Annotated in this window: 20 protein-coding genes; 5 read left to right on the plus strand and 15 right to left on the minus strand. The window is 68.1% G+C overall.

Annotation, left to right across the window (positions count from 1 at the left end; translation table 11 throughout):
• The first annotated feature begins 1 nt into the window (after position 1).
• Complete coding sequence (locus tag CAP2UW1_RS12300) at positions 2-1,456, plus strand: 3'-5' exonuclease family protein (RefSeq protein WP_015766940.1); 1,455 nt, start codon at positions 2-4, stop codon at positions 1,454-1,456.
• Here the strand turns inward: CAP2UW1_RS12300 and CAP2UW1_RS12305 are convergent.
• The 6 genes from CAP2UW1_RS12305 to mltG are packed head-to-tail and all read right to left on the minus strand — an operon-like array spanning position 1,429 to position 5,944.
• Positions 1,429-2,091, minus strand: a complete 663-nt coding sequence (locus tag CAP2UW1_RS12305; protein WP_015766941.1) for an ankyrin repeat domain-containing protein — start codon at positions 2,089-2,091, stop codon at positions 1,429-1,431. The two genes, CAP2UW1_RS12300 and CAP2UW1_RS12305, sit on opposite strands and share 28 nt — an antisense overlap.
• Complete coding sequence (locus CAP2UW1_RS12310) at positions 2,088-2,870, minus strand: TatD family hydrolase (protein WP_015766942.1); 783 nt, start codon at positions 2,868-2,870, stop codon at positions 2,088-2,090. Before CAP2UW1_RS12310 ends, CAP2UW1_RS12305 begins: the two co-directional genes overlap by 4 nt.
• 10 nt (positions 2,871-2,880) lie before the next feature.
• Positions 2,881-3,261 (minus strand): PilZ domain-containing protein, encoded by a 381-nt coding sequence (locus tag CAP2UW1_RS12315; RefSeq protein WP_015766943.1) that lies wholly within the window; start codon positions 3,259-3,261, stop codon positions 2,881-2,883.
• A 6-nt stretch (positions 3,262-3,267) separates the two neighbouring features.
• On the minus strand, positions 3,268-4,314 hold the full coding sequence (holB, locus tag CAP2UW1_RS12320) for a DNA polymerase III subunit delta' (RefSeq protein WP_015766944.1): 1,047 nt from the start codon (positions 4,312-4,314) through the stop codon (positions 3,268-3,270).
• Entirely contained in the window at positions 4,311-4,946 is a 636-nt protein-coding gene (tmk, locus tag CAP2UW1_RS12325) for a dTMP kinase (protein ID WP_015766945.1), read from the minus strand. Before tmk ends, holB begins: the two co-directional genes overlap by 4 nt.
• Positions 4,943-5,944 (minus strand): endolytic transglycosylase MltG, encoded by a 1,002-nt coding sequence (gene mltG, locus CAP2UW1_RS12330; RefSeq protein WP_015766946.1) that lies wholly within the window; start codon positions 5,942-5,944, stop codon positions 4,943-4,945. The genes tmk and mltG overlap by 4 nt, the downstream gene beginning before the upstream one ends.
• Before the next feature lie 201 nt (positions 5,945-6,145).
• Between mltG and ygfZ the strand changes: the two genes are divergently transcribed.
• Positions 6,146-7,162 carry a CAF17-like 4Fe-4S cluster assembly/insertion protein YgfZ gene (gene ygfZ, locus CAP2UW1_RS12335; RefSeq protein WP_015766947.1) on the plus strand — a complete coding sequence of 339 codons (1,017 nt, stop codon included), beginning with the start codon at positions 6,146-6,148 and terminating at the stop codon, positions 7,160-7,162.
• Positions 7,163-7,184: 22 nt separating this feature from the next.
• Positions 7,185-7,967 (plus strand): NRDE family protein, encoded by a 783-nt coding sequence (locus CAP2UW1_RS12340; protein ID WP_015766948.1) that lies wholly within the window; start codon positions 7,185-7,187, stop codon positions 7,965-7,967.
• Here the strand turns inward: CAP2UW1_RS12340 and CAP2UW1_RS12345 are convergent.
• Together CAP2UW1_RS12345 and tadA are read right to left on the minus strand one after the other, a co-directional pair.
• Positions 7,937-8,419 carry a L,D-transpeptidase gene (locus tag CAP2UW1_RS12345; protein ID WP_041568455.1) on the minus strand — a complete coding sequence of 161 codons (483 nt, stop codon included), beginning with the start codon at positions 8,417-8,419 and terminating at the stop codon, positions 7,937-7,939. The genes CAP2UW1_RS12340 and CAP2UW1_RS12345 overlap by 31 nt on opposite strands.
• Positions 8,420-8,421: 2 nt before the next feature.
• Positions 8,422-8,883 carry a tRNA adenosine(34) deaminase TadA gene (gene tadA, locus CAP2UW1_RS12350; protein ID WP_015766950.1) on the minus strand — a complete coding sequence of 154 codons (462 nt, stop codon included), beginning with the start codon at positions 8,881-8,883 and terminating at the stop codon, positions 8,422-8,424.
• A gap of 159 nt (positions 8,884-9,042) precedes the next feature.
• Between tadA and CAP2UW1_RS12355 the strand changes: the two genes are divergently transcribed.
• The gene (locus tag CAP2UW1_RS12355; RefSeq protein ID WP_015766951.1) at positions 9,043-9,558 is read left to right on the plus strand and encodes a cyclic nucleotide-binding domain-containing protein; all 516 of its coding nucleotides are present in this window, start codon (positions 9,043-9,045) and stop codon (positions 9,556-9,558) included.
• Positions 9,559-9,582: 24 nt separating this feature from the next.
• Here the strand turns inward: CAP2UW1_RS12355 and CAP2UW1_RS12360 are convergent, their stop codons facing one another.
• The gene (locus CAP2UW1_RS12360) at positions 9,583-9,954 is read right to left on the minus strand and encodes a CZB domain-containing protein (protein WP_015766952.1); all 372 of its coding nucleotides are present in this window, start codon (positions 9,952-9,954) and stop codon (positions 9,583-9,585) included.
• A 228-nt stretch (positions 9,955-10,182) separates the two neighbouring features.
• Between CAP2UW1_RS12360 and CAP2UW1_RS12365 the strand changes: the two genes are divergently transcribed.
• Entirely contained in the window at positions 10,183-10,965 is a 783-nt protein-coding gene (locus tag CAP2UW1_RS12365) for a 2-phosphosulfolactate phosphatase (RefSeq protein ID WP_015766953.1), read from the plus strand.
• Between the two features lie 104 nt (positions 10,966-11,069).
• On the opposite strand, the gene CAP2UW1_RS23830 is transcribed toward CAP2UW1_RS12365, so the two are convergent.
• From CAP2UW1_RS23830 to CAP2UW1_RS12395, 6 genes are all read right to left on the minus strand, one after another.
• Entirely contained in the window at positions 11,070-12,476 is a 1,407-nt protein-coding gene (locus tag CAP2UW1_RS23830; protein ID WP_015766954.1) for a DUF3999 domain-containing protein, read from the minus strand.
• The gene (locus tag CAP2UW1_RS12375; protein ID WP_015766955.1) at positions 12,467-15,274 is read right to left on the minus strand and encodes a DUF2339 domain-containing protein; all 2,808 of its coding nucleotides are present in this window, start codon (positions 15,272-15,274) and stop codon (positions 12,467-12,469) included. Before CAP2UW1_RS12375 ends, CAP2UW1_RS23830 begins: the two co-directional genes overlap by 10 nt.
• A gap of 484 nt (positions 15,275-15,758) precedes the next feature.
• Positions 15,759-19,031 (minus strand): DUF6493 family protein, encoded by a 3,273-nt coding sequence (locus CAP2UW1_RS12380; RefSeq protein WP_015766956.1) that lies wholly within the window; start codon positions 19,029-19,031, stop codon positions 15,759-15,761.
• A 4-nt stretch (positions 19,032-19,035) separates the two neighbouring features.
• On the minus strand, positions 19,036-20,430 hold the full coding sequence (locus CAP2UW1_RS12385) for an SWIM zinc finger family protein (RefSeq protein WP_015766957.1): 1,395 nt from the start codon (positions 20,428-20,430) through the stop codon (positions 19,036-19,038).
• A gap of 20 nt (positions 20,431-20,450) precedes the next feature.
• The gene (locus tag CAP2UW1_RS12390; protein WP_015766958.1) at positions 20,451-22,805 is read right to left on the minus strand and encodes a tetratricopeptide repeat protein; all 2,355 of its coding nucleotides are present in this window, start codon (positions 22,803-22,805) and stop codon (positions 20,451-20,453) included.
• Positions 22,802-24,619: a serine protease gene (locus CAP2UW1_RS12395; protein ID WP_015766959.1), complete on the minus strand. Its 1,818-nt coding sequence runs from the start codon at positions 24,617-24,619 to the stop codon at positions 22,802-22,804. The genes CAP2UW1_RS12390 and CAP2UW1_RS12395 overlap by 4 nt, the downstream gene beginning before the upstream one ends.
• Positions 24,620-24,754: the final 135 nt, after the last annotated feature.

The raw sequence follows: 24,754 nt of genomic DNA on the forward strand, positions 1-24,754 counted from the left end.
CATGCCGTTGAATCCTCTTCTTGCGCTGGAACCTCTGGTTTTTGTCGATCTCGAGACGAGTGGAGCGAACTTCGCCAGCGACCGGGTGATTGAGGTCGGCCTGGTCGAAGTGGACGCCGACGGTGTGCGCGAGTGGAGCGTGCTGGTCAATCCCGAAGCACCAATCTCGCCTTTCATCACGCGGCTGACCGGCATCGACGATGCGATGGTCGGCAGTGCACCGACCTTTCGCCAACTGGCGCCAACCTTGCTGGACAGGCTGCGCGGGCGGCTGTTGGTCGCGCATAACGCGCGCTTCGACTACGGTTTCCTGCAGTGCGAGTTCAAACGACTAGGTGTCGAGTTCCGAACCCCGACGCTTTGTACGGTCAAGCTTTCGCGCAAGCTGTTCCCCGAACACCATCGCCACAACCTCGATGCGCTGGTCACCCGCCATGGCCTCAAAGTTGCAGGGAATCGCCATCGGGCCCTCGCCGATGCGCGCATCTTGTGGGAGCTGTGGCAGTGCTGGCACAAGGATCTGGCATCGGAAACCGTGCGCAGTGCCGTGGCCACCATCGTCGGCCGACCCGAGCTGCCGCCGCAGATCGATGCCGCCGTGATCGACGACCTGCCCGAGGCGGCAGGCGCCTATGCCTTCCTCGGCGCTGATGGTCGACGCTTGCTGGTCAGGCGAACCGGTAATGTCCGCCAGCAGGTCCTGGCACATTTTGCCGCCGCCAACCGTGACACGGCGCTCATTCGCGACACCTGGCGCATCGAGTGGCGCGATGCCGCCGGCGAAGTCGGCGCTCGCTTGCACGAGATCGAACTCGCGCGCGCGACCGCCACCGAGTCCGGGCTTGCGGCGGAACCTGGGGACGCCGCCGGCGAACTCTGTTCCTGGCAACTTCAGCGAAGCGCAGGGGGTGGCTTCCGGCCGCAACTCGTTTTCTCCGCGGATCGCGATTTTGCTGTTGCCGACGACCTGTTCGGCGTGTACCCGAATCGTCGCGAGGCCTTGCGCGCCTTGCGCCGGTTGGCCGATGGCCAGCGCTTGTGCCACCAGCAGTTGGGGCTCGAAGAAACGGCCAGAGGCGAGGCCTGTTCCGCTTACCGCCAGAAGAACTGCCGTGGCGCCTGTATCGGCAAGGAGGCCGCCGCCGTGCATGGTGCCCGCTTGCTGACCGCGCTGGCGAAGTTCAGGCTGCGGGCCTGGCCCTACCGAGGGCCGATTGCCCTGCTCGAACGCGACGACTTCGGGATGCGCGAGGACATTCACTTGATCGACCGGTGGCGCCATATCGGCACAGCGCGTTGCGAAGAAACCCTGCAGGCCTACCTGGCCGACGGACCGCACTGGCACCGCCGCTTCGACCCCGAGATCTACCGCATCCTCAGCCGGGCACTACAGGCAGGCAAGGTGCGCATTCGCCCCTTGCCTGCTGTTCATCGTGAAGGCGGGCCGGCGGGCTGATCGCCGGCCCGCCCACCGGCCTTGCGCAGGAGATCGGCAATATCGGTGTTGTCGGTCTTCAGAGCCCAGTCGATGGCAGTCGCCCCACGCTCATTGGCGATGTTCGGATCGGCTTTGTTCAGCAGCAGCAGCTCGACCACTTCGATGTGCCCGAAACGAGCGGCAAAGAGCAGCGCCGTCGAACCGTTCTCGGTCGTCCCGTTGACCTCGGCGCCCTTCTTCAGCAGGTACTCGGCGACCGCGGTGTGACCATTGAAGGCCGCGTAGATCAGCGGTGGCCAGCCGTAGAGATTGACGTCGGCGCCGGAGTCGACCAGGCGCTGCACGAAATGCAGCTTGCCGCGATAGGCCGCCAGGCTCAGCGCGGTCTCGCCATTGCGGTTACGGGTGTTGATGCGGGCGCGGCGCTTCAACAAGTAATCGAAGAATTCCTGGTTGTCGCGATTGACGGTCTGCATCAACAGCGTGTTGCCTGCGGCATCCACTGAATTGACGTCCATGCCGCGGTTGATCAGCTTGATCGCCCAGGCGGTGTCGCCGGAAATCAGGGCTTCTTCCATGTCTTCATAGACGCCCGCCGCGGCAACGATCGGCAGAAGCAGCAGGGCAAACAGTACGGCGAGGGTTCTTTTCATTGGGCAACTTTCGTACGGGCTTCAGGAAACAGGCGAAAGAAGTTCTCCGTCGTAGCGTCGACGACGTCTTCATAGCGCAGGCCACGCAATTGCGCGATCTCTTCGGCGACATGCCTCACGTAGCCCGGCTGGTTGATCTTGCCGCGATAGGGAACCGGCGCCAGGTACGGTGAGTCGGTCTCGACCAGGAGGCGGTCGAGCGGGATGCGCTGTGCCACCTCCCGCACCGTCAGAGCCTTCCTGAAGGTGACGATTCCCGACATGGAGAGGTAGAAACCCTGATCCAGTGCCGCCGCGGCAACCTCCCAGGTCTCGGTGAAACAGTGCATGATCCCGCCGGCCTCGCCGGCGCCCTCCTCTGCCATTAACCGCAAGGTATCGGCACCGGCATCGCGAGTGTGCACCACCAGCGGCTTGCCGGCGGCGCGGGCGGCGCGGATATGGGTGCGAAAGCGCTCGCGCTGCCACTCCGGCGCGTCCTTGTGCCAGTAGTAATCCAGGCCGGTCTCGCCAATGGCGATGACTCGCGGATGGCGGGCGAGTTCGACGAGTTCGCCGACTGTCGGTTCGCGCACCCCGGTCGACTCGGGATGCACACCGACCGAAGCCAGCAGCGGCGGCCACGCCTCGGCGAGCGCCAGAACGCGCGGCAACTCCTCCAGGGTGACGCCGATGCAGACGGCGCAGCCGACCCCGTTGCTGGTCATCAAGTCGATGATCGCCGGGAGGCGCGCCGCGAGCTCGGGAAAATCCAGGTGACAGTGCGAATCGACGAGCATCCGCATCCCGTCAGATGGTGTGAGTCGGGCGGCCGGACTGCATCACCCCACCGAGAAGACCTTCGATCCGCCGCCGCGCTTCGATGCCGGAATCGTCGCCCTTGAAATGAACACCGATTCCCTGCGCCTTGTTGTTCTGCGCACCCACCGGAGTAATCCAGACCACCGTTCCGGCGATCGGCAGCTTCGCGGGATCGTCCATCAGCGACAGGAGCATGAAGACTTCGTCGCCCAGCGCATAGTTGCGGGTCGTCGGAACAAAGATGCCGCCATGGCGCAGGAAGGGCATGAACGCCGCATACAGTGCCGACTTCGAGTTGATGTTGAGCGACAGGACTGTCGGCCTCGGTCCTGCGGGTGCGGCCGCCTTCGGCTGGTCTGGTTCTGGCATGTCCCCTCAGGAGGTTCGGAAAAGCCCCGCGTAATTCAGAAAAAAGTCTTCAAGAAACAGGCGGCTATTCAAGGGTTGTTCGCACTGGGCCTTGTATTGTAGCGCCTTTCGGTTGAATGCCAAGAGCTTGCCCGTATCGGTCGCCCGTGCCAGACGCTGGAGTAGCGACGCCTGCGGCAGAAAATAGCGTGGAGAAAGGCCGGCACTTGCCAGAGTCAGGTCGAAAAGCCATTTCTGCGCCCAATCGAGCGTCCTCTTGAGCGGCGCTGGGCGCTTGTCGGCCTTGACCAGTTTGTCCAGGTTGGCAGCCGCCGCCAGCGGGTCAAACCCCTCGGTGCGCGCGACCTGGGCGAGCAGCGCATCGAGCAACGCTCGCTCGCCGCTGCCGGCGAGCTCGACCGCCAGGAGGGGCGAGCCGCCGGCCAGTGCCAGCCAGTCGTCAATGGCGTCGTTGACGCCGGCCTGGCCCAGCCATTGCACCGCAAGGTGTCGTGATGGCCGTCGCACCGGAACCGACTGACAGCGGCTGCGGATGGTCGGCAGCAAGCGGTGGGGTTCACTTGCTACCAATATAAATAGAGTATTTGCGATTGGTTCTTCGAGTGATTTGAGAAGTGCATTGGCGGTGGCGCGATTCATCGCTTCTGCGGGACTGAGCAGCACCACACGCACTCCGTGGCGGTGGGTACCGAGATGCAGGAAGGCGTCGAGGCCGCGCACCTGATCGATGGTGATCTGCTGGCTCGCCTTCTTCCTGCCGCCGCCGCCCTCGCCTTCGACCGCCTCGCTGCTCTCGTTTTCGGCCAGCGCATCCGGCTGCAACAGGCGCAGGTCCGGGTGGTTGCCCTGGGCCAGCCAGCCACAGGCCAGACAACTGCCACAGGCGCTACCGGCCGGCGTGACGTTCTCACAGAGCAGGGACTCGGCGAAGCGGCGGGCCAGATCGAACTTGCCGATACCCCGTTGACCGGTGATGAGGAGCGCGTGCGGCAGTTGTGCTCGTCGCGCGCGCAACTGTTGCCAGACCTGGTCGTGTAATTGAATAATATTCATAAACAATGTATTGCAATGATATCTTCAATCATTTTCTTGATTGCCTCCGGCGCTTGCTCGGCGTCGATGATCTGTATGCGCTGTGGCGCTGCGATGGCGCGCTCGAGATAGGCGCGTCGCACACGCTCGTGAAAGTCGCTCCGCTCCTGTTCGAAGCGATCGAGTTCGCGCGCTTGCGCGACGATTCTCCCGCTCGCAATCGAAGACGACAGGTCGAACAGCAGGGTCAGGTCCGGCTGCAGGTGGGAGTGCACCCATTCTTCAAGTTGCGCGAACTTCTTGCGTTCAAGCCCGCGTCCGCCACTCTGGTAGGCATAGGTGGCGTCGCTGAAGCGGTCGCAGACGACCCAGTCGCCCCGTTCCAGGGCGGGTTCGATGACGCGTGCCAAGTGTTCGCGCCGGGCGGCGAACATCAGCAGCGCTTCGGTTTCGAGGTGCATCGCTTCGTGCAGCAGCAGTTCGCGCAGCGCTTCGCCGAGTGGCGTACCCCCGGGTTCACGGGTTGTCAGAACCTGCAGACCACGCCGGCGAAGGAAAGCGGCCACCCCCGCAATATGGCTGCTCTTGCCCGCCCCGTCGATCCCCTCGAAAGTGATGAACTTGCCGCGCCGTCGGCTCTCGTCTGAACTCAAGACTTGCCACCTCGCTGATAGCGCGTCACGGCCTGCCGATGTTCGTCGAGAGTGCGTGAGAAATGACTGCTGCCGTCGCCGCGTGCGACAAAATACAAGGCCTCGGTGCGCGACGGATGCAACGCCGCCTGCAGGGACGCCAGACCGGGCATCGCGATCGGTGTCGGCGGCAGACCCGCGCGCGCATAGGTGTTGTAGGGCGTGTCGGCGAGCAGGTCGCGCTTGCGCAGATTGCCGTCGAAACGCTCGCCCAGGCCGTAGATTACGGTCGGGTCGGTCTGCAGCAGCATGCCCTGCCGCAGGCGGTTGACGAATACGCCGGCGATCTGCGCTCGATCGACGTCGCGCCCGGTTTCCTTCTCGACGATCGACGCCATGATCAAGGCCTGGTAGGCATCGCGGTAGGGAAGCCCCTCCTCCCTGGCCGGCCACTCGCGCGCCAGATGGCGGCGCATCGCGCGATAGGCCCGGGCCAGCAGATCGACGTCGCTGCTGCGTTTGGCAAAGAGGTAGGTATCGGGGAAGAAGACGCCCTCGGCGGCATCGTTCGGCGCCCCGAGCAGGCGCATGATCTCGGGTTCGGACAGTCCGACGGTCTCGTGGCGAAGGTCCGGGTGCGCATCGAGGCGCTCGCGCATCTGCCGGAACGTCCACCCTTCGATGAAGGCGAGTTCGGCCTGCGTGACGTCGCCGCGGCTGAGTTTCCGCAACAGATCGAGCGGCGTGACGCCCTGTCCGATCTGGTAACTTCCGGCCTTGATGGACGCCTCGACGCGCATCAGTTTGCCGAGCAACAGCAGTAGCCAGGGGTCGAGGTCTGCACCGGCCGCTGCGATCTCACGGGTGACGGCGCGCAGACTGCTGCCGGGGGCGACGGTGAACTCGACCGGTTCGCGCTGCATCCCGATCGGTGACAGCGCCACCCACGCGAAAGCGGCAGCCAGAACTGCGAGCACGAGAGCACCGAGAAGGAACAGCTTGCCGAGGAGTTTGTGCATCAATGCAGCGCAGCCAGGAGGCCGCGGGGCGGGGACGGGAGAATGGGCGGCGAGAGGCTCTATAATAGCCGAAACCCATGGCACGCAAGCGCCTGCCGCTACCCGCGGTCGATGCCCTGGTGCTGCCAAGGCGCTACCCGACCCGACATCGGCCGCCCCGCCGGCGACTCTCTACCTGTACTTGATGGAAACGAAACAACGATGAACTCGATCTGGCATGAATTCCTCGCGGCGACCGGTGCTCGCATCGACCAGGATCTGGTCACCGATTTCGGCGATCCGCCGGGCGAACTGAGCGCAGCCTGCACCGCACCGATCGTCTCGCCTTTGACCCATCTGCGGCTGATCGCGGTTGGCGGGCCTGAGGCTGCCGTCTTTCTGCACAACCAGGTCACCAGCGACATCAAGCATCTGGCGACCGATGCCGCGCAGCATTCCGCGTGGTGTTCCGCCAAGGGCCGCATGCTCGCCAGTTTTCTCGTCTTCCGTAGCGGCGCCGACTATCAGCTGCAGCTTTCCGCCGATCTGCTGACGATGATCGTCAAGCGACTGCAGATGTTCGTCCTGCGCAGCAAGGTGACGATCGTCGACCTTTCCGGCAACCGCGAAATCTTCGGCCTTGCCGGGCCGCACGCGGTCGAAGCCCTGCAGGCGCTCGGCCTGCCGGTTCCTGACGGGCCGCTGAACACTGCGGTTGGCAGTGCGGGCCTGGTCATCCGTCTCGATAGTGCTCGTTTCCAGATCGTCACCAGCACCGAGGACGCCGCCGCGCTCTGGCGGCGACTGGCGGCGCACGCCCGCCCGGTGGGCACCGCCGTCTGGCAATGGCTGGACATCCAGGCCGGCATTCCGTTGATCACCGAGCGCACCCGCGAGGAATTCGTTCCCCAGATGGCCAATTTCGAACGGCTCGGCGGGGTCAGTTTCCACAAGGGCTGCTATCCCGGCCAGGAAATCATCGCCCGCACGCAGTATCTGGGCAAGGTCAAGCGCCACCTCTATCGTGCGCATTCGGCCAGCCCACTGGCGGCTGGCGACACCATCTATTCGGCGACCAGCCCGGACCATCCCTGCGGCATGGTCACCAATGCCGCTCCGGCGCCCGCCGGCGGATACGATGCGCTGGCGGTGGTGCAGGAGAATTTTGTCGCCGGCGGTGATCTGGCTCTGGCCGCTCCGGGCGGGCCGCGTGTCGACCTCGAGTTGCTCGACGGCTAGCGCCAGCCCGGACGCATCGCCGATGTGCCTGATCCTGCTTGCCTGGCGGGTGCACCCCGGTTACCCGCTGGTCGTCGCCGCCAATCGCGACGAGTTCTTCGTACGTCCCTCGGCACCTGCCGCTTTCTGGCCAGAAGCCCCCCAGATTCTCGCCGGGCGCGATCTCGAAGCCGGCGGCACCTGGTTGGGAATCAGCCGCGGCCAGCGATTCGCCGCCTTGACCAACTACCGCGAAGGCGCCCAGCCAGTCGCCACCGCTCGCTCGCGGGGTGCCCTGGTCGCCGATTTCCTCGCCGGCAACGATCCCCCGGCCGCATATCTGGCGCAAACAGCCGCCGCTGGCGCGGCCTACAACGGCTTCAACCTCTTCGTCGGCGACCATGAGTCGCTGGGCTACTACTCGAACCGTGGCGACCGGCGGCCCCGCTGGCTGCCGCCCGGGATCTACGGCCTGTCCAACCATCTCCTCGATACGCCCTGGCCAAAACTCGCCAGCGCCAAAGCGGCCTTTGCCGACGCGCTGGCCACCTTGCCGGCGCAGGCGGCCTTTTTCTCGCTGCTCGGCGACCAGGAAATCGTTGCCGACACCCATCTGCCGGCAACCGGCGTGCCGCTCGAATGGGAGCGTATTCTCTCGGCCGTCTTCGTCAGTTCGGCAAACTACGGGACGCGCGCGGCGACACTCATCACCAGGCGCCGGGACGGGCAGACCAGCCTCGCCGAACGCAGCTTCGGCGCCGGCGCCGTGGCTATCGGCGAAGTCTGCGAGACCTTTCAGTCCTCGGTGATATCGACCGGCGTGTAGGGCGCTACCAGATCGAAGAGCTCGATGATATCGGCGTTGTGCATGCGGATACAGCCGATCGAGCCGGGGCGACCCATCGGCGTACTGTCGGGGCTGCCATGGATGTAGACGTAGCGACGCATCGTATCGACCTCGCCGAGCCGGTTGCGCCCCGCTTCGCAGCCGGACAGCCAGAGTATCCGCGTCAGAATCCAGTCACGCCTGGGAAACTGCTCGCCCAGTTGCCGACTGTAAATCTCGCCCGTCGGCCGGCGGGCGACGAAAACCGTGTTTTCCGGCTGGCCGGTACCGATCCTGGCTCGTACGAGATGCCGACCGCGCGGTGTGCAATGACTGCCGCTGAGTTCGCCAGGCCCCTTCGCCGCCGTGGACACCGAATAGACGCGCAGAACCTCCCCTGCCCCGTCGAGCAAGGTCAGGGTCTGGCGCCCGATCGAAATGCGGATCTGCAGGCTCATTCGCTCCTCCCGCGACGCCGCGCCGCAAAGAAATCGGATAGCAAGCGGCCGCACTCCGCGGCCAGAACGCCGCCGACGACCTGGGTGTGGTGGTTGAGGCGTCCGACAGCAAAGAGGTCGACGACGCTGCCATGGACGCCGGTTTTCGGATCACGGGCGCCATAGACCAGTCGAGCGAGGCGTGCCTGAAGCATCGCCCCAGCGCACATCGCACAGGGTTCCAGGGTGACGAACAGTTCGCAACCGGGCAGGCGATAGTTGCGTAGCGTGCGTGCCGCGTCGCGCAGGGCGGCAATTTCAGCGTGGGCGGTGGGATCGTGCTCGCCAATCGGCGAGTTGAAGCCGCGGCCGACGATCACGCCATCGCGCACGACCAGCGCACCAACCGGGACTTCACCGAGGCACTCGGCCGCCTGCGCCAGGGATAACGCCTCGCGCATGAAGTATTCGTCGTCCATTGCCCGATTTTACCCCAGGGCAGCGCTTTCGCTGCGTCTTGAGAGGACGTCCAGCCGCCTGTGGTCATCGCCAGCGGTTCTTGACCTTCTCTTTCGCGCGCGCGCGGTGCACAATGGGAAGCTCATTAGCGAAACCCGATGCGCCATGAGGGGGACCCGATGACGACAGCCCAATTCCTGCAGGAGCAGCCGCTGTTCGGCGGCGTTGACGACCATGCCATGGAGGCGATCGTGCCTTTGTTGCGGGAAGTGACCTTCGCTGCCGGCGAGGTCATCGTCCGCGAGGGCGACGACGGCGACACCATGTTCCTGATCTGCACGGGCGCGGTCGAGGTATTGAAAGCCGGCCCGGAGGTCGATGACGGGCCCGGCAGGCGAATCGCCGTGCTGGGCGTCGGCGATGTCTTTGGCGAAATGGAGGTGATCGACATGCAGCGTCGATCGGCAACGGTAAGTGCCCTCGAACCCGTCACGGCGCTGGCGCTCTGCAACGGCGACCTCTTCCGCATCTATGAGTCCGACATGCCGACCTTTACCCTGATCGTCCTGAATCTGGCCCGCGAGCTCAGTCGTCGTCTGCGCCGCATCGATGAGCTCGCGGTACGCTGCATGGCGATGGGCTGCGTCGATCCCGTGGCTCGAGATGCGCGCAACCGTCTGCACGCTCGTTTCTGACGGCAGAGGGGCTATCCTCTCGAGTCAGTCACCACGCCGCAAGGCCGCCTGCCACGCGCGCAGGGCAATCGCCAGTCGTCCAGACATGGTGACGTACTCGCCGTACAGCAGGGTGTAGGCTTCGACCGCCCGGCCGGAAGCTGCCAACATGGCGACCTTGGCCGCCAAGTCGTGGAAAGCCGCGTGCACGCGCCGTACGTCCTGATAGTATTCGGTCGCACGTTCCTCCGGCAGCCAGTGTGAGGCGTAAAGCCACTGTCCGAACTCGCACCGGTCGTCCGCCCGAATGCTCTCCACGTCGATCCCCGCCGGCGCTTCGAGGACGGCTTCCCGGATGTGCGACATCCACGTCGCGTGCTTGCCGATCGCCTCTTCAATCTCCACCAGCTTGTCCATCGCCTCTCCCCCAAGTGCGTCATCGGTGCGTCGCTGCACGGATTCTACAGACTTCCGGGCCAAGCGAGCGCACGGCCCATCTACCGTCGCCGGCGATCCGGCATCGACAACGCCGCTTCCCGGCAGGGGATTGCCGCTGTCGCCCGCCAGGTTTGACCCGTCTGCCGCGATCGGGGATACTTCGGAGCCTTGCACCGCGCCACCCACCAGCCGAGGAATGCCAGCCCCATGCGCACCCGCCGCCTTTTCCTGAATCGCCTTGATCCGGCACACGAGCCCACCGATGCGGTCGTCGTCATCGACGTGTTGCGCTCGTTCACGACCGCCGCCTACGGCTTTGCTGCCGGTGCCAGCGCCATCTACCCGGTAGACACCATCGCCGGGGCGTTCCGCCTGCAGCGGCAGCTGCCGGATGCCGTCACCACCGGCGCCATCGGTGGTGGCGACCCGATCCCGGGCTTTGATTTCGGCAATTCGCCGTCGGCCCTCCGAGGCGCCAATCTGGCCGGCCGGCCGTTGATTCAGACGACCGCCGCCGGCGTGCGCGGTCTCTCACGTTTCCGGCATGCACGCGCATTGTTCGCCGGCAGTCTGGTCCTCGGTCGCGCCACCGCCAGGGCACTGCTCGAACTCGATCCGGCCGAAGTCTGCTTCGTGGTCACCGGCGAATGGGTCGACCGCGACGGCGATGAAGACATCGCCTGTGCCGATTATCTGGATGCGCTGCTGCACGGCGAAGACCCCGACCCCGAGCTGTACTCCGCGCGCGTGCGCAACTCGGATTTTGGTCGCCGCTTTCTGGCCGGCACCAACCGCAACCTGCCGGCCGACGATCTCGCACTCTGCGCGCAAGTCGATCGTTTCGACTTCGCCCTGCTTGCCTCGCACAGGTACGGCCAACTGCAACTGCATCGCTCGCCCACCCGCCATGAGGGCCAGCTGCCCACCGGCGGCGCACTCCGTAATGGCCTGATGCTGCACGAGAACGGGCGCACGCCGGCCTGGTCCTGAGCATAGCGGAAACGAGAGCACACCCAGCGAGTTGCCGCCGCCACGACGAAGGCCGCCGCCGCCCGAGAAGGTGACGAGCCGGAGACCACTTGCCGGGAGACGCCTCAGGCGGCGCCCGGGCCGTTCCCTGGCGGCTCGCTCCTCGCCCCGGACAGTTGCCGGCCCAGCCGCAGCGCCATCCATCCGAGCAACACCACGCCCAGGAGCAGGCTTCCCCACAAGGTCCAGCGCTGCCAGTCGACCGGCTCGCGCAGCGCGCTGTCGCCGGCCAGCGTCAACACGGCACCCGTCGTCGCCCGGCCCAGCGGGATGGCAGCAGGTGCGCCGTCGTCGTCAGCGCGGTAGCCGGGAACCAGCGTAGACACGGGATAGGCGACGGGGCTGGCGCGGCGGCTGCCATAGGCAAGCTGAAAGGGTGCCGCTCCGCGGGCGGCAAAAACCAGGCGCTGCGGCAGCCAGCCGACGCCGAGTTCGAGCGTGCCGGCGCCGAGCCCGCCGCCACGCTGATCAACCCGCAAGAGCCAGTAGCGATCGGTCGTCAGCGACACCGGCAGGTCTGGACTCACCACTTCCTGGCCGGGCGCACCCAGCCGGTATGCCGTGCTCACGGCAACGCGCCGCCAGGCGTCGCCGGCGCCGGCACGCGCCAGGATTTCGATCGCCGCCACGCTATTGATCTGCGGCAGCGAGACACGCAAGCGATCAACCGGGAACTGCCCACCAAGATCGAAGACATAGTCTCCCGCCCGCGCGTCCTTGTCCGTGGCTGCGCTGCCGGGTACCTGTCGCCATCGCCGCGGCGCTTCGACTACCGCTTCACCCGGTTCCAGCGTCAGCCCGCGCAGCTCCAGCGGCCGCGCCGCCGCCGGCCAGGACAAGCGGAAATACCTGGCCTGGCGCGGCGGGAACTCGACACGCAGTTGTTCGAGGCGCTGGCCGCCGGCCGCCAGATAGACCACCGGAGCGTCAACGACCAGCGTCGTCCACCTGGCCAGATCGTCGCTCGCCTCGACCCGCAGCCGCGTCACGACATCGTCCGCGCCCGCCGGCAACTCGAGGACCAGGGCCTGCAGAGGCGACTCGACGAGCGAGGCATCGACCACATAGCCGAGCAGTGCCGTCGGGCGCAGCGGCTTGCCATCACCGGGTTTCATCGTCAATACGGTCTTGCCGGTTCCCCGTTCGACCCGCACTTCAACGCCCTCGACGCCGCCGACGGCATCGCCACGCAGGGCAAAGAACGGCAGGCTGACTGGTTTGCCCTTCTCGCGCGAGGCGCGCGGCCTCGGCAGGAAGGCATGCGGCACCGGCTCGCCGGCGGCATTGAACACCCGCAGGTCGCCCAGATCGGCTCGCATTACCCCTTCATGAACCGCCGCCGGCAGTTCGACCTCGAACAAGGCCTGGGCGCCGCTGACCTCGATCGGCATGCCGAATGCGAAATCGCCCGGCTGCTCGGCGACCGCCACGCCACTGAGCAGCCAGAACAGAACCGTAAACATCAATCGCATGCCGCCCCCCTTTCTTCGCGCTTCGGTGGCACCGGTGCCAGGTAGCCGATCACCAGCATCAGCACGCCAACCCCGAGGAAGGAGACGATACGCGCGATAGTGCCGACATTCGACAGGTCGATCAGGAACAACTTGCCCACCACCACCGCCATCAGCCCGGCGCCGACCAGCCACAACGGGCGCCGGGAACGCCGGGTGGCGATGAGCATCGCGCCAAGGGCGAGCAGCGTCCAGAACAGCGACAGCGAGGCCTGCACCAGTTCCGAGGCCATCAGATCCGGGACCCGCAGCGGTACGTCGGCCCAGTGGTGCAAGGTGCGCAGCAAGGTCGCGTTACTCCAGAAGAAGCCTGCAGCGCCGGCCAGGCCCCAGGCCGCCGACAGCGGTGCCGAGGCGAGCGGCGGCAGGCCGAGACGGCGGACTTCGACGAACCAGGTGACGACCGCGAGCAACGCACCGAGCTGCGCCAGATCAAGCGGGTTGAGCAGTGGCAGGTAGGGCAGCGGCCACGGGTCGCCGTTGGAGACGACGTTGCTGAGGACAAACCAGCCGGCCAGGAAAAGCGCCGGCGGCAAGGCTCCGATCACCAGATAGGCGCGCCGGTGAGCGGCCACCGGCCAGGCGATCCGTTCGCCGCGCAGGGCCAGCAGGACGAGCAGCGCGCCGGGGACCAGCGCCCAGGCAATCAACGGCCAGGCCGCCTTGCCCGCGACCCAGGTGTCGATCGCCCAGCTCACTTCCCAGGCGCCAAGTGCCGCCAGCAGCCACAAGCCGCCGGCATGCAGCCACTCGCACCAGCGATTGCCCACCGCCTCGTGTCGGCGCAGCAGGACAAGGTGAACGGCGAAAGCGAGAGGCCAGACCAGGTAGCCGAGATGCGCAAAAGGATGCGCGTCCTGAGCGACGGTGCCGAGTGCGATCAGGCCCATCAGCGGCAGCAGCGCCAACGCCGGATAGCGCGCCACCGGCCAGGGCAAGCGCCGCGCCAGCCCGCTGAAGGCGAGGCACGAAGCGGTGAAGAAGGCGAGCGCCGAATTCCCCTGCAGCGCCACGCGCACGTGCTGATCAATCTCGTGCAGGCCACCGAAGACCCACCACGCGACTCCCCAGGCGAACAGGGCAGGCGCCAGCCAGCGCTCGGCAGGCCGCAGCTCGTGCCGCCACCGCTGCAGCAGCCAGGCGCAGAACAGCCCGGCGACGGCCAGCAAGAGAGCGCCGAGGTAGACGCTGTTCACTACCGGCCAGGCACCCACGGGCTGGTGCAGGTCGTCGAGGTAAAAGAAACCGCCGAGCAACTGCAGCAGAATGCCGAACAGCCGCGCCAGCAGTCGCTGCTGCCGCACGCCGACCCAGACGATCGCCGCGCCCTCGAGTGCCCACGCCGCAGAGGTCCAGCGCCCGTCGAAGGCGAGCGGGATGGCCAGCGTCGTGAAGACCATGCCGAGCGCCAGGAAGGCCTCGACGAGCAGCCGCAGCCCCTCGCCGCGGCGTGCCCACAGCGCGCGTGCCAGCACCAGGTAGAAGGTACCGAGCGTCAGCGCGCTCCATGCCGAGCCGTACGCGAAGCCGCGCACCAGCCCGACCTGCAGGCCAAAGCTGATCAGCGGCACGCCGAAGACCAGTGTCGTATCGAGGTAACGCTCGACACGCCCGGCCTCGCGCCGCGAGAAGAGTACCGGAATCGCCACGTACATCAGGAAGAACAGGACCAGGAAAGGCTCCGTCGTCGCATAGACGTCGGGCGAGTAACGCAGCACGCCCCAGACCGTCGCAATGCCGAAAGTGAAGACGAAGCCGGTGACGTTGAGCACGCGCCAGGACTTGAACCAGGCGATCGCCAGAATGCCGCCGTTGAGTACCGCGTAGTAGCTGAACAGCGCAACGTGGCTGCCGGCTCCGGTCGACGCCAGGATCGGCGCCAGGAAGCCGCCGGACGCGCCGAGCACGGCCAGCGCGCGTGAATCCTGCAGCACCGCCAGCACCGCCGACAGCCCCGCCACCGCCAGCAGCAGCGCGAACGCCGGCCCGGCGGGAAGCAGCTCGAACAGCCGCAACGCGCCGAAAATCGTCAGGTAAAGCAGGCCGACGCCGCCACCCTGCAGCGCCAGCCCATAGCCCTCCCGCGTCAGCCGCAGCCGCCAGCCGATGGCCAGCAGCACCACCGCCGCCAGCGCCACGCCGGCCAGGCGCAGTTCGATCGGCACCTGCACGTGCTGATAGGTGTACTTGAGCAGGAAAGCAACGCCGAAGAAGAGCACGACGACGCCGGCGCGCGCCATCAGGTTGCCGCGCAGCAGCCGGTCCCAGAGCGGGGCGGCGGCCTCCGCCGGGGGAGCGGGCGGGCGGACCGGGGACGCGGTTGGGGGCGGCGGCCCGACCGTCGACGCCCGAGAGGCTGGAACGTCGAACAACGGGCCTTCCGCTTCCCTCGCCGCCAAGGGCATCGCGGGCGTCGCCGCCACGTGCGCGGGGATCGGCTCGTCCACCGGGAGAGCTTCCGTGGCCTGCGGCATCGGCGTCGATCGCGAGTCCGCGCCGGCCTCGGCCAGCGCTTCCTGCGAGCCGCCCTGTCCCGCCATCGCTGTCGGCGCAAGCGGACCCTGCTCCAAGCGCTGCAGCCTCGATTCCAGCCGCGCCAACTGCGCCTCGATTGCCGTCAGGCGATCCACTTCCGCTGACTGACCCCTGGCGCTCAGGCGCCAGGCCAGAACCCCGCCGATCAGGGCCCCGACAATCGCCAGGCTGAAATGAATGCTCCCGGCAAGAATCGCCCCCAGCACTGCCCCGAGGAACCACATTCGATCACACCTCCCCTTGTCGCCGCCAGCCGCACTTCGCCGTTGATTCCTGCACCCCTGGCCACCCGTGCCCCCTGACCATCCCCCGCCGTGCACTCGTAGGTTGGGTTAGGCCGCAGGCCGTAACCCAACACGCCACGCCTTCAGCCTCTGGAGGCAGAGTTTAGCAGCGAAACACCGACATTCCACCCGACGCCGCCTCGACAGGCGGCAAGACACATGGACACCGAACACGCCTGGCGGACGGCCAAGCAATCGCCAGTGCCTCGTTCGATGACACGGCGCGTCGGTGAGCGCATGACACTCCACCGCCTGAACAAAGCGTGCTCAGTAGATAGTCAGCGTCGGTCCCGGCGAGCGACTGCGGCTGGAAAGCGTCGGCCTGAAGCGCCCGGTCGAAAGAATCCATGAAGACCTGAGTCAGGCTCCCTCGACCCCAGGTCATGATTTCTGCCGCTCACCGTCCGGGTTCCGCCTGTCGCCCCTAACCGCACTGACCGTCTTCCGGGCCTTGCCCGCTGACCATCGAGCTTGCCGGAATCTCGCGCACGTCCCGTACGTAGCGCCTCTCGGCCAGCGCCCAGGCGTCAAGCCGCGCCAGTCGCGCCTCCCAAACATGACACAGGGCTTTCGGCGAAGTTCGCAGCGAAGGCCGTTCGGCCAGACCGGCGATTGCCCTGGCAGCGATTCCCGCCTTGCCGCTGGTGATTGCGGAGAGGCCTTGCGCCGTTTCCGCCGTGGGCCCGCAGTTCAGGTCAACCAGCAGTTCATGCAGCAGTTCGAGGGCGACGTTGGCCTTGCCGGTCTGCGCCAGAAAGACATCGAGCGCACCCTCGATGATGCCGGCCACCGCCCACTGGTGCAGTGGCGAAACGCGCGCGACTTCGCCGAGCGTCTCGCTCAGGCGATTGGCTTTCAGCCAACCGCCGGCGGCCAGACGGCGCAGCACGCCGGCCAGCTCGCCGGGATCGGCGCGGCCGTCGGCGATGCCTTCGATCAGCAGGTCCGTCGCCAGCCGGCGCAGATCGCCGTCGCGGCTGGCCAGGGCGATCGACAGCGCCAGCTTTCCCATCTCCGACCACGGCCGGTTGCTCTCGAACAGCGGCGTCAGGAAAGCATGCAGGGGTTCGCCGGAGCTCGCCGTGAGGTCGATACGCTCGACCATCAGGCGTGCGCCGAGCGCCAGCGACGCGTCGACATTGAGTGGCCAGAGTATCTGCGTCCATTCGATCAGCCAGGGCGCCGAGTAGCCGACGGCCAGCGAGCGGTGCGGCGCCGACTCGTGCGCCAGGCAGGTCGGCACGGCGAGGCTCGGGTCGAGCGTGCGCAGCGCCAGCGCCGGGGCCGCCAGACGCAGCCAGCCGGCGCAACGCCGCAGCCAGGCAGCGCCGGCGTTAAGCTTCGCCCTCGCTCCCCAGGCGTGCGTTGGCGCCTGTGGCGCTGCCGAGTACGCCGGCGAGACGTGCAGGTCGAGGCTCGGGTAGGTCGTTTCACGGCGATGCCGGCGCAGCGTGCGCGTCCCGGCTTGCCACTGATAGCTGGCGGGGCGCAGAACGTCCGGCCAGTCGAGACGCAAGTCGAGCGCCGCCAGCGGGCCGCTCAGATCGGCGTGCGGGGCGCGCGCGCGGCCGGCGGCGATCCACAGGGCCGTCTGCTTCCTGTCCTGCGCGTGCGCACCGTCCGCGCCGCCGAGCGCCCAACGTACTGCCGGCGCCCAGTCGCCGCGCAGCTCACCGGCCAGCGCCAGCGCTTCACCACGGCCATCGGGCGCCAGGCGCAGCAGGGCCTGCAGGAGGTCGCTGGCGAGCGGTCGCCGGCCTGCCAGTTCGTAGCCGGTCAGGCGCTCGACCAGAACACACGGCGCGATCCAGCCGTGCGCATGCGTCGGCGTCGCCAGCGGTTGCAGCGCGCCGTGCCGGTCGAGGTGCCGGGTAAGCTCCCGCAGTCGCCGGTCGACGAAGCGCATCGGCCCGCGCACCTGCCGCCAGAAGGGATAGTGGGTATGCTGCAGGCGGCCTTCGAGCCAGGTCAGCACCAGATCGCGCAGGCCGTTCGGAGCGCCGGGCAGGACGAGGCCGCGCGCGTCGGCGAGCGCACCGGTGTACATCCGCTTGACCAGCGCCTGCGTGCGCGCGGCGAAGTCGGCGGGCCGGTCGTCGAAGAGGCGCGCGATGCCGTCGACGAGGCGCTCGACTTCGTCGACCGAATCGATCGCCTCGATGGCGTGCGCGACGCCGTCGATCAGTTCGTCGACGCTGGTGATGGGGAGCAGTGGCGGCAGCTTCGTCAGGACCGGCAGGTCGCTCAGCGCGAAGGCCAGGGGCGGTGGTGGCCGGGAGAAGTCGACTTCGCCGGCCGATCCGCCCAATCCACACATGCCGCCCAAAGTGCGCAGGCGAGGCGGCAGCGCCTGCAGGCGCGTGCGCCATTGTTGCTCTGCCGAGTTCGCCGCCGCCTCGGCAGCGGCATCGGCCGCCAGCCGCAGCGCCGGGTGGACGGCTGCCACCTCGGCACCGAGCCCGGCAAGTTGCGCGCGCGCCAGCGGCGCCAGTTCGTCCGCAAAGCGGCGCACGCGTTCGAGCTGGTCGTCGCTCCAGGCGCCGACGTACGCGCAGAGGAACTGCGCTGCCACCTGCTGAACTTCGCTCGCCGGATGTCGCAGTGCTTCGCACAGCACGGCGTGCGCGGCCTCAGCCAGATCGCCCGCCAGCTCTTCCTGCTTCAGGAGCCGGCCGACGAGCTTCAGCGCCGCCAACGGCTGCGCCTTGGCCGGCAGCGCGAACAGTGGCGGCATCGCGGCCAGCGTCGGCTCGCCGGGCAGCGGCCGCCGACGCACGATCAACCCGAGTTGCCTGAGCGCGAAACCAACGACATGGCCAGTGCGGTGGCCGAGCAACTCCCGGTACGCCGTCTCTCGCGCGTCGAGTTCGTCGGCGCTCGGCGCCAGCCGGGAGTGCAGCTTGTGGTAACCGGCGAGGACGCTGTTGTTGCTGCTCGTCCACACGCCGGCAAGACTCGCGTCGAGCAGCCGCCGCCGGTCGACACGCCCTTCACTGGCGAGCCCGATCAACGCGTCGCTCCAGCTCTCGTAGTCGGCGGGGCATTGCGGATGCCCGCGCGTCCAGGCGTCGTCGAAGACGTTGGTGTCGAGTTCGAAGAGCCGCCAGATCTCGTCGTCGAGCAGGCTGGGGTCGGCGAGCAGTTGCGCACGCAGGGGAATGTACTGGACGCCGGGCCGCGACCAGCCCGGATTGAGGTTGCTGACCATCAGCCGCAGATAGCCGCGTAGTGAGTCGCCCTCCTCCGGTCGGCGACACAGTCCGTCGCGCACCAGACCACGCACGAAGCTCCAGGGGACTCCCGGGAACTCGTCCCGCAAGCGATGGCGCAGCCAGGCGTCGCGCCAGGCCGGGTCGCGTGCCGCGAAGACACGGCGCAGCAGTACCTCAGCATCGCGCTGACCCAGCCAGTGCACGCGCTTGGCCTTGTCGATGTGGCACAGCGCCAGGACACTCAGCGAGAGTTTCGCGTGCTGCTCGCGCCACTTTCGCCCGAGGCTTCCGCTGCGCGTCGTCGACGCCCCGGGAAGCAGGACCAACCACTCGTTGAGCAAGCGCCCGCCGTCGACCGCTTTCCACAGATCGGCGGCGATTGGTGCCAGCGCGCGGCGGGTTTCAGCCGGCAAAGCCAGCAAGGCATCGACGATCTCCGCCGGTGACTGGCGGACGACGAGAGCGGCGAAGTCCTTCTCGGTCATGCGCTCACTCGCTCATTCGGCCGGTCGTTCCTGCAGGCGCTGGCGCATCCGCATCGCCGTCACGCAACAGGCGCGCGGCGAGGATGTGCTTGCACGGTCCGCGTTCGCCGTGCAGCTTGCTGAACCACGGACACGAGCAGCGGTCGGTGTCGGCGCGCAAACGAACGTGGTGGACGACGTCGCTGCCGTCGACGGCAAAGTCATGGCCGTCAGCGTCGACGACGGCCAGCCGCCGTACCCTGTTCTCGGCCAGCAGTTGGCGGGCGCCGAGCAGGCGCGGCTGCATCGCCTCGACGCGCTCGAGATCGAAGGGGAGTTCGCGGTGGAAGTAGCGACCGGTGCCGCAATCGTAGCCGGCAAGACCGCGCGCGCCGAGCGCCGCGAGTGCGGCCTCCACCTCGCCGGCAGTCAGGGCGGTCGCCCGCGCCACCTCGCCAACGTCGATCTCGTTCTGCCAGCGCAGTTGCGCGCGCACCTTCGGCAGGGCTTTCTGCCAGGCGGCGGAGGCCAGCGACGACAACACCTGGCCTTCGCCCGAGAAGCCGCGCTGCGTCTCCGGGCTGACCAGCAGCGTCACCCGGCCGACCGCGAAGACGACTTCCCACGCCGAAGCGCCGGAAGCCGCGTCACTCCAGATCCGCAAACGTTCGGCGCGCTGCGCCAGCCCGGGCAGCGTGCGGAGACGCTGCAAGCCGCTGACCGCGACCGCGCCGTCGGCTGGCCGCTGGCTCAGGCGCAGCGCAGCGCCCGACTGGACGATGAACGAGGGCTGCCGGGGAATGCTGCCGAGTGGCAGGCCGTGCGCGAAGCGGCGCGCTTCGGCGCCGGCAACGTCGATCATCAGCACCAGCCGCGGCAGGTAAGCCTGCACCTCGCTGAACCCCTTGATCCAGCGCAGCGGCAGGCGCACCTTCTTTTCGACGACACGGGCCTCGCCCCGACTCAGCGTGAAGGCTTCGCGACCAACGGAAAACTCGACCCGCTCCCGGTCCTGCAGGCGCATCAGCGCGGCGCGCATCGGCATGTTGAAGTCGACGTTGGTCGTTCCGCGACCGAGCCGCTCGGCGGCCAGACCGGCGGTGTCGAGATCGACGCGCACATAGACGCCACAACAGCCGCTGAAGCCCTCGAAGCGCAACATCGCGTCGTTGCTGGTCACTACCGGGTCCATCTGCGGCGGCCGCGGCAGAAAGTAATGCGTGCGCACGACGTCGAGCAGCGCCAGCAGCATGTCGGCAACGCTGCGCGGCTGCTCGATGCGGCCGTGGAAGAAGTGCGGATGTTCGTCGCCGCTCGACGAGGTGGCGAGTTGCAGCGTCTGCGCCTGCGCCTGCGGCCACGCGACGACGCCCGATGCCCAGGGGTAGCGGTAGGTGAAGTTGAGGGCGCTTGCCGACATGCGATCCTTGTTCGCCTGGACTATTCGGGAAGTGGCATGGCCTTGCTGCCGGGCAGCGCCGCCAGGCGTGCGCGCAGCTCGCTGGCGGCAGCCGGATTGAGCGACTTGAGGCGCGCATGCGCGGCGATGGCGGCTTCCCGGTCGCCGAGCCCGGCATTGGCCACCGCCATCAGATACCAGACCTGCGGCACTTGCGGGACCTTCTCGGCGAGCAATGTCGCTTGCTCCCGGGCAAGCGCGAACTGACCGGCGCCGATGTAGGCCGAGGTGAGATAGAGCCGCGCGTCGCTGGCGCCGGGCGAGAGTTCGAGCGCCTTGCGCAGTGCGGCGATCGCCTCGCCCATCTGGCGCTGCGCAATCTTCGCCTCGCCGAGGTTGATCCAGGCGTTGGCGAAGTCGGGCTTCAGCCGCAGGGCCGTCTCGAAGGCCGGCACGGCTTCGCCCGGGCGTTGCAGCTTGAGCAGGCTGTAGCCCTTGTTGCTCCACGCCTGGTAATCGGTCGGCTCGAGCTGCGTTGCGCGTTCGCCGTATTCGAGCGCTTTCGTATAGTCGCCGCGCCGCCCGTGCAGCGCCGACAGCGCCTGGTAGGCCGTTCCCTGGCTCGGGTTGATGGCGAGAGCCCGTTGCAGGGCTTCCGCCGCCTCCGCCGCCTTGCCGCGCTGCACGCGCGCCTGACCGAGCGCCACCCAGTCATCGGCGAGCTTGCCGTCGAGCTGCGTGGCGCGCGCGTAGGCGTTTTCGGCACGCTCCCACTCGCGTCGCTCGCTGGCGATCGAGCCGAGCAGACGGCAGGCGGCCACCTGGGCGTCCGCTGCCTCACACGCGCGCGCCGCCAGTTCGGCAGCTTCGGCAGTGCGCCCGGCGCGTTGTCGCAACTCGGCGAGCATGATCGTCGCACCGGTCGCGCGCGGATTCAGCTCGATGGCCGTTTCGAAGGCCTTGGCGGCCTCGTCGTCACGCCCCGAGCGGCGCAGCACGAGGCCCAGGTTGTGCCAGGCCTCGGGCAGCCGGGGGTCGATCGCCAGCGCCTTGCGATAGGCCTGTTCGGCCTCACGGTAGCGACCCGCCTTCTCCTCGCCGGTGCCGACGTTGTTCCACGCCTTGGCGTCATCGGCCTTGCCGCTGTCCTTGACGGCCGCCAGTTCGCGACCGGCGGCGGCGCCCTCGCCGCGCAGTACCAGCGCCTGTGCCAGTTTGCGGCGCAGTCCGTCGGCGTTGGGCGCCAGGCGGACGGCGACGCGATAGCGCTCGGCAGCTTCATCGCCTTGGCCGGCAGCGGCGGCGAGATCTGCCCAGCCCTCCCAGACCGACGCCTGTCCGGGAGAAAAGCGCAGCGCGGTGGCGTAGGCGCTCGCCGCCTCGTCCGGGCGCGCCAGCCCACGCAGCGCGTCACCGAGGAGACCCCAGTAGTAGCCGCCGGACGGCTGCAGGCGGGTCGCCCGGCGTGCCTCTGCTTCTGCCGCGGCGTAATCGCCGAGGGCCAGATACGTGCGTGCCAGATAGCCACTCGTCAAGGCGTGCCAGGGTGCGGCGGCGGCGCCGCGCACCAGCCGCTCACGCGCCGCCGCCAGGCGACCGAGATTGCCCTCGGCCAAGCCGGCCGAGGCGAGCGCGTCCGCCGAAGTCGGGTAAACCTGCTGCCAGCGCTCGGCGTGTGCCAGCAGGCCGCTCCAGTCGGCGCGCAGCCGCAGTTCTTCGGCCACGGCCAGCCAGTCCGGCTCGGGCGTGACCGGCAGCGGCATGACCGGCGGGTGGCCGTCGCGCTCGAGGCGGGCGATCGCGTCGGCAGGAATCGCGACGCTGACGTTCTGCCCGAGTTCGAGGACGCTGCTGGTGATCCCGAGCAGCCGGCCGGCGCCGTCGAACAAGCCGCCGCCGCTCGACCCGGGCGACACCGCGGCGCTGGTGATGATGCGCGGCTCGGCACCGCGCCGGTCGATCGCCGAAACGACGCCGGCGCTCACCGCCAGACCGAGGCCAAGCGGATTGCCGACTGCAAAGACCGCCTCGCCCTGGCCGACGTCAGCCAGGGCACGCCGAGCCACTCCTGCCACCGTCAGTTCCCGCACCTCCAGCAGGCACAGATCGCGTACCGGGTCTTCACGCAGCCGCGTCGCCACCAGTTGGCGGCCGTCGGCAAGCGTCAGCCGAAGCGAATGCGCCTCGGCGACGACATGGCAGTTGGTCACCACCCGACCTGCGTGGACGACGACGCCGCTGCCCTCGCTGTCGACCTGGGCGCGGGAATTGAGTGCGGCAACGGTGACCACCTGCGCGCGCACGCGCGCCAGGAGGTCCTGTGCCTGGTCGGCGTGCGCGCTGGTCGCCGCCAGCAGCAGCCAGGCGAGGCTGACGAAGCGGCCGATCGCTCTCATCGGGCGGACTCGTAGGGCAACAGGTAGTCCCGATAGGCCTGCTCGGCATGCACGCGGTCGAGTTCGAGCAGGCGTGCATGGACGCGGCGCACGTCGTCCGGACGACCGGCGGCGTGATAGGACTCGAGCAGCGCGTGCCAGACCTTGGCCTGCTTGGCATCGAGCTTGAGCGATTGTTCAAGCGCCGCGATCGCCAGTTCGCTGCGGCCCAGCGCCGCATTGACGAAACCGATCTGGCGCCAGACGAAAGGATCCTCCGGTCGCTTCGCTTTCGCGGCTTCGAACAACTGCAGCGCCGCGTCGAACTGGCCAGCGTCCTTGAGCGCGATGCCGAGGCTGTCCTGCGCCGCTTCGCGATGCGACGCGAACTTCTCCGCCTGGCGATAGGCCGCGATCGCCTCAGGAAACAGGCGCAGTGCGTAGTAGGTATTGGCGAGCGCCAGCCAGGCCAACACGGGGCTCGCCGGAGCGCCGGCCAGCGCCGCCCTGAGCGCCTCGATGGCTTCCTGGCGACGGCCGAGTGCCGACAGCGCGGCACCCTTCCAGAGCAAGCCGTCGGCGTGTTCCGGCGACAGCGCCAGCAACTGCTCGGCGGCGGCCAGCGCCCGCTCGTAGTCCTGCGCGCCATACTGCGCCTCGGCGAGCTGGATCCACAACAAGGCGTTCGCCGGTTCGGCGCGCGTCAGTTGGCGGAACAACCGTACGCCCGTCGGCCAATCGCGCCGATTCACCGCCAGCGTCGCGGCGAGGTGCTGCGCACCCGTGTTCCACGGCGCCAGCCGCATCGCTTCGGCGAGCGCGTCGGCGGCGGCCGGCGCTTGCCCACGACGGATCTCGATCCAGCCGATCATCGTCCAGACGCGCGTGTCCTCGCGTTGGCTCGCCAGCAGTTCGCGCGCGCCGGCGAGCGCCTCGTCGAAGCGCTCCTGGTTGATGCGTGCACGTGCCAGGCCGAGACCCGAGGTCACGTCGCCGGGAGCGCGCACCAGCGCCTGGCGATACGCTCGCTCGGCCGCCGGCCAGTCGCCCTGCGCTTCGCTGGCGACGGCGAGCCAGAACCAGGCTTCCGGATCGTCGGCGACGCGCTCGCTGCGGCGCGCGGCAAGCGCCGCGAGTTCTGCCCAGCGCGCCTCGCCTTCGAGCGCGACCGCCTGCCTGCGCCATTCGCGCAGTTCGCCCTGCGCCGCCGCGCGCTCGGCGATTTCGGCGATCCACGCGGCCGGTGCGGCGAAGTTCACGTTCTGGCCGGCAAGCTTGCGATAGCGAATCACCCCGACCAAGCGACCGCCATCGTCGAACAGGCCGCCGCCTTGCGAGCCCGGCGCCACCGGCGCGGTGTGCTGGATCAGGCGCTCGCCGCCGATTTCGCGGATCGCCGCGACGACGCCGTCGGAGACGCCGACGCCAAGGCCGAGCGCATTGCCGACGGCAAGCACGCGCGCGCCGGCGGCCGGCAGACCCGTCGCGAGGACGGCTGGTGGCCCCGGCAGACCGGGAACGTCGAGCAGGCACAAATTGCGCCTGACGTCCGCATGCGCCACCCGGGCGACCCGTGGCGAAGCCTCCGCACGCAGCCGCAAGCCCGCCGCGCCGTCCACGAGGTCGCATTGGGTAACGACCTGCGCCTCACCGATCGTCACCGCCGATAGCGCGGCCAGCACCTGGCCGGCGGCATCCAGAACTTCGAGTTCGCGCACTTGCCCCGCGACCTGTTCGAATACCGTTTGCGGCGAGGCGGCAAAGGCCGGTGGGCCGGCAGACAGCAGGACGGCGACGGCGGAAAGCAGGGCGAGCGAGCGAAGCGGCAGGGACACCGGTCCTGCTCCTGAAGATGGGCGAAAGCCGCAAGATAGCGGCTCACCGGCCTGCCGACAAGCGATAACGTTCGCCGAGGGGAACCCATCGCGGCGTGTCGGCGCCTACCGGTCGGGCGCGCCCGCCTTGCTGCT

Origin of the sequence: Candidatus Accumulibacter phosphatis (assembly GCF_000024165.1) — a bacterium.
GTDB lineage: Bacteria > Pseudomonadota > Gammaproteobacteria > Burkholderiales > Rhodocyclaceae > Accumulibacter > Accumulibacter phosphatis.

What these genes read in the sequence shown, in the direction of transcription:
- CAP2UW1_RS12380 (WP_015766956.1), bottom strand. Translation starts at nt 19,031, where the DNA reads ATGACCGAGAAGGACTTCGCCGCTCTCGTCGTCCGCCAGTCACCGGCG.
- ygfZ (WP_015766947.1), top strand. Translation starts at nt 6,146, where the DNA reads ATGAACTCGATCTGGCATGAATTCCTCGCGGCGACCGGTGCTCGCATC.
- holB (WP_015766944.1), bottom strand. Translation starts at nt 4,314, where the DNA reads ATGAATATTATTCAATTACACGACCAGGTCTGGCAACAGTTGCGCGCG.
- tadA (WP_015766950.1), bottom strand. Translation starts at nt 8,883, where the DNA reads ATGGACGACGAATACTTCATGCGCGAGGCGTTATCCCTGGCGCAGGCG.
- CAP2UW1_RS12385 (WP_015766957.1), bottom strand. Translation starts at nt 20,430, where the DNA reads ATGTCGGCAAGCGCCCTCAACTTCACCTACCGCTACCCCTGGGCATCG.
- CAP2UW1_RS12315 (WP_015766943.1), bottom strand. Translation starts at nt 3,261, where the DNA reads ATGCCAGAACCAGACCAGCCGAAGGCGGCCGCACCCGCAGGACCGAGG.
- mltG (WP_015766946.1), bottom strand. Translation starts at nt 5,944, where the DNA reads ATGCACAAACTCCTCGGCAAGCTGTTCCTTCTCGGTGCTCTCGTGCTC.
- CAP2UW1_RS12355 (WP_015766951.1), top strand. Translation starts at nt 9,043, where the DNA reads ATGACGACAGCCCAATTCCTGCAGGAGCAGCCGCTGTTCGGCGGCGTT.
- CAP2UW1_RS23830 (WP_015766954.1), bottom strand. Translation starts at nt 12,476, where the DNA reads ATGCGATTGATGTTTACGGTTCTGTTCTGGCTGCTCAGTGGCGTGGCG.
- CAP2UW1_RS12360 (WP_015766952.1), bottom strand. Translation starts at nt 9,954, where the DNA reads ATGGACAAGCTGGTGGAGATTGAAGAGGCGATCGGCAAGCACGCGACG.
- CAP2UW1_RS12375 (WP_015766955.1), bottom strand. Translation starts at nt 15,274, where the DNA reads ATGTGGTTCCTCGGGGCAGTGCTGGGGGCGATTCTTGCCGGGAGCATT.
- CAP2UW1_RS12305 (WP_015766941.1), bottom strand. Translation starts at nt 2,091, where the DNA reads ATGAAAAGAACCCTCGCCGTACTGTTTGCCCTGCTGCTTCTGCCGATC.
- CAP2UW1_RS12365 (WP_015766953.1), top strand. Translation starts at nt 10,183, where the DNA reads ATGCGCACCCGCCGCCTTTTCCTGAATCGCCTTGATCCGGCACACGAG.
- CAP2UW1_RS12390 (WP_015766958.1), bottom strand. Translation starts at nt 22,805, where the DNA reads ATGAGAGCGATCGGCCGCTTCGTCAGCCTCGCCTGGCTGCTGCTGGCG.
- CAP2UW1_RS12310 (WP_015766942.1), bottom strand. Translation starts at nt 2,870, where the DNA reads ATGCTCGTCGATTCGCACTGTCACCTGGATTTTCCCGAGCTCGCGGCG.
- CAP2UW1_RS12300 (WP_015766940.1), top strand. Translation starts at nt 2, where the DNA reads ATGCCGTTGAATCCTCTTCTTGCGCTGGAACCTCTGGTTTTTGTCGAT.
- CAP2UW1_RS12340 (WP_015766948.1), top strand. Translation starts at nt 7,185, where the DNA reads ATGTGCCTGATCCTGCTTGCCTGGCGGGTGCACCCCGGTTACCCGCTG.